The organism is Curtobacterium sp. MCBA15_008, assembly GCF_001865065.1.
Lineage (GTDB): Bacteria > Actinomycetota > Actinomycetes > Actinomycetales > Microbacteriaceae > Curtobacterium.
On the sequence record NZ_MJGN01000004.1, the window covers coordinates 1 to 5542 of the forward strand.

General features: G+C 55.6%; 3 rRNA genes. All 3 read left to right on the forward strand.

The features are described 5' to 3' along the window. Positions 1 to 188: 188 nt before the first annotated feature. The 3 genes from BIU96_RS01870 to rrf all read left to right on the forward strand — a co-directional run bounded on the left by BIU96_RS01870 (position 189) and on the right by rrf (position 5541). Positions 189 to 1716, forward strand: a 16S ribosomal RNA gene (locus BIU96_RS01870). Positions 1717 to 2155: 439 nt separating this feature from the next. After that, a 23S ribosomal RNA gene (locus BIU96_RS01875) occupies positions 2156 to 5284 on the forward strand. A 140-nt stretch (positions 5285 to 5424) separates the two neighbouring features. Then, positions 5425 to 5541, forward strand: a 5S ribosomal RNA gene (gene rrf, locus BIU96_RS01880). Together the 16S, 23S and 5S rRNA genes form the textbook arrangement of a ribosomal RNA operon. Position 5542: the final 1 nt, after the last annotated feature.

Sequence of the window (5542 nt, forward strand, 5' to 3'; positions counted from 1 at the left end):
CGAGCGGGGAGTGCGTCTGGTCCTTGAGAACTCAACAGCGTGCACATTGTCAATGCCAATTTATTGACCCCGTGCGTGATCAACTTCGGTTGTGATCGTCGGAGACAATTCCTTTTGGATTGAAGATTGTCAGTAGACAGTCAACAGTCAGAATCAACTCGCTGGCACTTCGGTGTTGGTTGTAATTTTTTACGGAGAGTTTGATCCTGGCTCAGGACGAACGCTGGCGGCGTGCTTAACACATGCAAGTCGAACGATGATGCCCAGCTTGCTGGGTGGATTAGTGGCGAACGGGTGAGTAACACGTGAGTAACCTGCCCCTGACTCTGGGATAAGCGTTGGAAACGACGTCTAATACTGGATATGACTGCCGGCCGCATGGTCTGGTGGTGGAAAGATTTTTTGGTTGGGGATGGACTCGCGGCCTATCAGCTTGTTGGTGAGGTAATGGCTCACCAAGGCGACGACGGGTAGCCGGCCTGAGAGGGTGACCGGCCACACTGGGACTGAGACACGGCCCAGACTCCTACGGGAGGCAGCAGTGGGGAATATTGCACAATGGGCGAAAGCCTGATGCAGCAACGCCGCGTGAGGGATGACGGCCTTCGGGTTGTAAACCTCTTTTAGTAGGGAAGAAGGGAGCTTGCTCTTGACGGTACCTGCAGAAAAAGCACCGGCTAACTACGTGCCAGCAGCCGCGGTAATACGTAGGGTGCAAGCGTTGTCCGGAATTATTGGGCGTAAAGAGCTCGTAGGCGGTTTGTCGCGTCTGCTGTGAAATCCCGAGGCTCAACCTCGGGCTTGCAGTGGGTACGGGCAGACTAGAGTGCGGTAGGGGAGATTGGAATTCCTGGTGTAGCGGTGGAATGCGCAGATATCAGGAGGAACACCGATGGCGAAGGCAGATCTCTGGGCCGTAACTGACGCTGAGGAGCGAAAGCATGGGGAGCGAACAGGATTAGATACCCTGGTAGTCCATGCCGTAAACGTTGGGCGCTAGATGTAGGGACCTTTCCACGGTTTCTGTGTCGTAGCTAACGCATTAAGCGCCCCGCCTGGGGAGTACGGCCGCAAGGCTAAAACTCAAAGGAATTGACGGGGGCCCGCACAAGCGGCGGAGCATGCGGATTAATTCGATGCAACGCGAAGAACCTTACCAAGGCTTGACATACACCGGAAACGGCCAGAGATGGTCGCCCCCTTGTGGTCGGTGTACAGGTGGTGCATGGTTGTCGTCAGCTCGTGTCGTGAGATGTTGGGTTAAGTCCCGCAACGAGCGCAACCCTCGTTCTATGTTGCCAGCGCGTTATGGCGGGGACTCATAGGAGACTGCCGGGGTCAACTCGGAGGAAGGTGGGGATGACGTCAAATCATCATGCCCCTTATGTCTTGGGCTTCACGCATGCTACAATGGCCGGTACAAAGGGCTGCGATACCGTAAGGTGGAGCGAATCCCAAAAAGCCGGTCTCAGTTCGGATTGAGGTCTGCAACTCGACCTCATGAAGTCGGAGTCGCTAGTAATCGCAGATCAGCAACGCTGCGGTGAATACGTTCCCGGGCCTTGTACACACCGCCCGTCAAGTCATGAAAGTCGGTAACACCCGAAGCCGGTGGCCTAACCCTTGTGGAAGGAGCCGTCGAAGGTGGGATCGGTGATTAGGACTAAGTCGTAACAAGGTAGCCGTACCGGAAGGTGCGGCTGGATCACCTCCTTTCTAAGGAGCATCTGGTTCCAGCTTGCTGGGATCCAGGCGCCGAGTAACCCGAACGTGGTTGCCGGTAGCTCATGGGTGGAACATTGACAGTGCAGTCGGGAGTGATGCTTCCGGTCTTAGTACATCCTGCTTGCAGGGTCGGAAGGGGTCGGGGTGGAGCTGTTGGCTGGTGCACGTTGTTGGGTCCTGAGGGACCAGGCTTCCTGCCGCATGCCCGTGAGGGTGGTGTTGGTGGGGGTTGGGCCGCATGAGTCGTTACTGGCTTGTGGGTGTCCTTCGGTGGGCCACATGAAGTCAGCCTGATGGGCTGGGGGAGTGTGGTGCCGATCGTATGTTGAGAACTACACAGTGGACGCGAGCATCTTTTAGATCACTCGCGATGATGATCACCCTTTCGGGTGGTTGTTGTTGACGAGTTGGTCGCAATTTTAATCTTTGTGGTCAAGTTTCTAAGAGCAAACGGTGGATGCCTTGGCATCTGGAGCCGAAGAAGGACGTAGAAATCTGCGATAAGCCTCGGGGAGCTGATAATCGAGCTTCGATCCGAGGATCTCCGAATGGGGAAACCCCGCTGGGCGCTTTTGTGACCTGGTGACTCCCGCCTGAATATATAGGGCGGGTAGAGGGAACGTGGGGAAGTGAAACATCTCAGTACCCACAGGAAGAGAAAACAACATGTGATTCCGTGAGTAGTGGCGAGCGAAAGCGGATGAGGCTAAACCGATCATGTGTGATAGCCGGCGGGCGTTGCATGGTCGGGGTTGTGGGACACGTCGCTCAGTTCTGCCGGACTGGGGCGGTTACAGCGCATCATAGTCGAACTGGTTGGAAAGCCGGGCCGTAGTGGGTGATAGCCCCGTAGACGAAATGGTGTTATGGCCGGATGTGTATCCCAAGTAGCACGGGGCCCGAGAAATCCCGTGTGAATCTGTCAGGACCACCTGATAAGCCTAAATACTCCCAGATGACCGATAGCGGACAAGTACCGTGAGGGAAAGGTGAAAAGTACCCCGGGAGGGGAGTGAAATAGTACCTGAAACCGTTTGCTTACAAACCGTCGGAGCCTCCTTGTAGGGGTGACGGCGTGCCTTTTGAAGAATGAGCCTGCGAGTTAGTGATATGTGGCGAGGTTAACCCGTGTGGGGCAGCCGTAGCGAAAGCGAGTCTGAATAGGGCGATTTCAGTCGCATGTCCTAGACCCGAAGCGAAGTGATCTATCCATGGCCAGGTTGAAGCGACGGTAAGACGTCGTGGAGGACCGAACCCACTTCAGTTGAAAATGGAGGGGATGAGCTGTGGATAGGGGTGAAAGGCCAATCAAACTTCGTGATAGCTGGTTCTCTCCGAAATGCATTTAGGTGCAGCGTTGCGTGTTTCTCGCCGGAGGTAGAGCTACTGGATGGCCGATGGGCCTCAACAGGTTACTGACGTCAGCCAAACTCCGAATGCCGGTGAGTGAGAGCGCAGCAGTGAGACGGTGGGGGATAAGCTTCATCGTCGAGAGGGAAACAACCCAGACTACCAACTAAGGTCCCTAAGCGTGTGCTAAGTGGGAAAGGATGTGGAGTTGCATAGACAACCAGGAGGTTGGCTTAGAAGCAGCCACCCTTGAAAGAGTGCGTAATAGCTCACTGGTCAAGTGATTCCGCGCCGACAATGTAACGGGGCTCAAGCACACCACCGAAGTTGTAGATTTCGCACACTCGATAAGCCTTCGTGGTTCAGTCGTGCGGAGTGGTAGGAGAGCGTCGTGTGGCGAGTGAAGCGGCGGAGTGATCCAGCCGTGGACGCTACACGAGTGAGAATGCAGGCATGAGTAGCGAAAGACGGGTGAGAAACCCGTCCTCCGAAAGACCAAGGGTTCCAGGGCCAGGTTAATCCGCCCTGGGTAAGTCGGGACCTAAGGCGAGGCCGACAGGCGTAGTCGATGGACAACGGGTTGATATTCCCGTACCGGCGAACAACCGCCCAAGCTAATCCAGTGGTGCTAAGAGTCCTAACCCGGTTCCAGCGGATCCCTTCGGGGTGATGCGGTCCGGTCTAACGCTCGAACCCATGCTGGTGCGGTTAGCGTATGAACAGGTGTGACGCAGGAAGGTAGCTGAGCCAGGCGATGGTATCCGTAAGGTGAACCTGGTGTAAGGATGTAGGGCTGACGATAGGCAAATCCGTCGTCTGTACGCCTGAGATCCGACGCGTACCCGTAAGGGGAAATCAGTGATCCTATGCTGCCGAGAAAAGCATCGACGCGAGGTTGCAGCCGCCCGTACCCGAAACCGACTCAGGTGGTCAGGTAGAGAATACCAAGGAGATCGAGATAATCGTGGTTAAGGAACTCGGCAAAATGCCCCCGTAACTTCGGGAGAAGGGGGGCCGGACACGTGACCGGATTTACTCCGTGAGCGTTGAAGGCCGCAGAGACCAGTGGGAAGCGACTGTTTACTAAAAACACAGGTCCGTGCGAAGTCGCAAGACGATGTATACGGACTGACGCCTGCCCGGTGCTGGAAGGTTAAGAGGAGGGGTTAGCCTTTGGGCGAAGCTCTGAATTTAAGCCCCAGTAAACGGCGGTGGTAACTATAACCATCCTAAGGTAGCGAAATTCCTTGTCGGGTAAGTTCCGACCTGCACGAATGGCGTAACGACTTCCCAGCTGTCTCAACCGCGAACTCGGCGAAATTGCACTACGAGTAAAGATGCTCGTTACGCGCAGCAGGACGGAAAGACCCCGTGACCTTTACTACAGTTTGGTATTGGTGTTCGGAGTGGCTTGTGTAGGATAGGTGGGAGACTGTGAAGCGGGCACGCTAGTGTTCGTGGAGTCATTGTTGAAATACCACTCTGGTCACTTTGGATGTCTAACGTAGGACCCTGATCGGGTTCATGGACAGTGCCTGATGGGTAGTTTAACTGGGGCGGTTGCCTCCCAAAGAGTAACGGAGGCGCCCAAAGGTTCCCTCAACCTGGTTGGCAATCAGGTGGCGAGTGTAAGTGCACAAGGGAGCTTGACTGTGAGACTGACAGGTCGAGCAGGGACGAAAGTCGGGACTAGTGATCCGGCAGTGGCTTGTGGAAGCGCTGTCGCTCAACGGATAAAAGGTACCTCGGGGATAACAGGCTGATCTTGCCCAAGAGTCCATATCGACGGCATGGTTTGGCACCTCGATGTCGGCTCGTCGCATCCTGGGGCTGGAGTAGGTCCCAAGGGTTGGGCTGTTCGCCCATTAAAGCGGTACGCGAGCTGGGTTTAGAACGTCGTGAGACAGTTCGGTCCCTATCCGCTGCGCGCGTTGGAAATTTGAGAAGATCTATCCCTAGTACGAGAGGACCGGGATGGACGAACCTCTGGTGTGTCAGTTGTTCTGCCAAGGGCACCGCTGATTAGCTACGTTCGGACCGGATAACCGCTGAAAGCATCTAAGCGGGAAGCCGTCTTCGAGATGAGATTTCCATGCACCTTGAGTGTGAGAGGCTCCCAGCAGACTACTGGGTTGATAGGCCGGATGTGGAAGCGGGGACTAACGACCCGTGGAGCTGACCGGTACTAATAAGCCGAAGACTTGACAACACAACTATTTCCCACACCTTCGGGTGTGGGGCTCGCGTCCACTTTGTGGTTCCCGACAGACGATCGGGAACATGAAACTGAATACCGCGCCGACGCGCGGGACAGCTTTCTTGATCCGTAACAGGTCAAGTCGAAGGTGTTCCGGTGGTCATAGCGAGAGGGAAACGCCCGGTCACATTCCGAACCCGGAAGCTAAGCCTCTCAGCGCCGATGGTACTGCAAGGGGGACCTTGTGGGAGAGTAGGACGCCGCCGGACT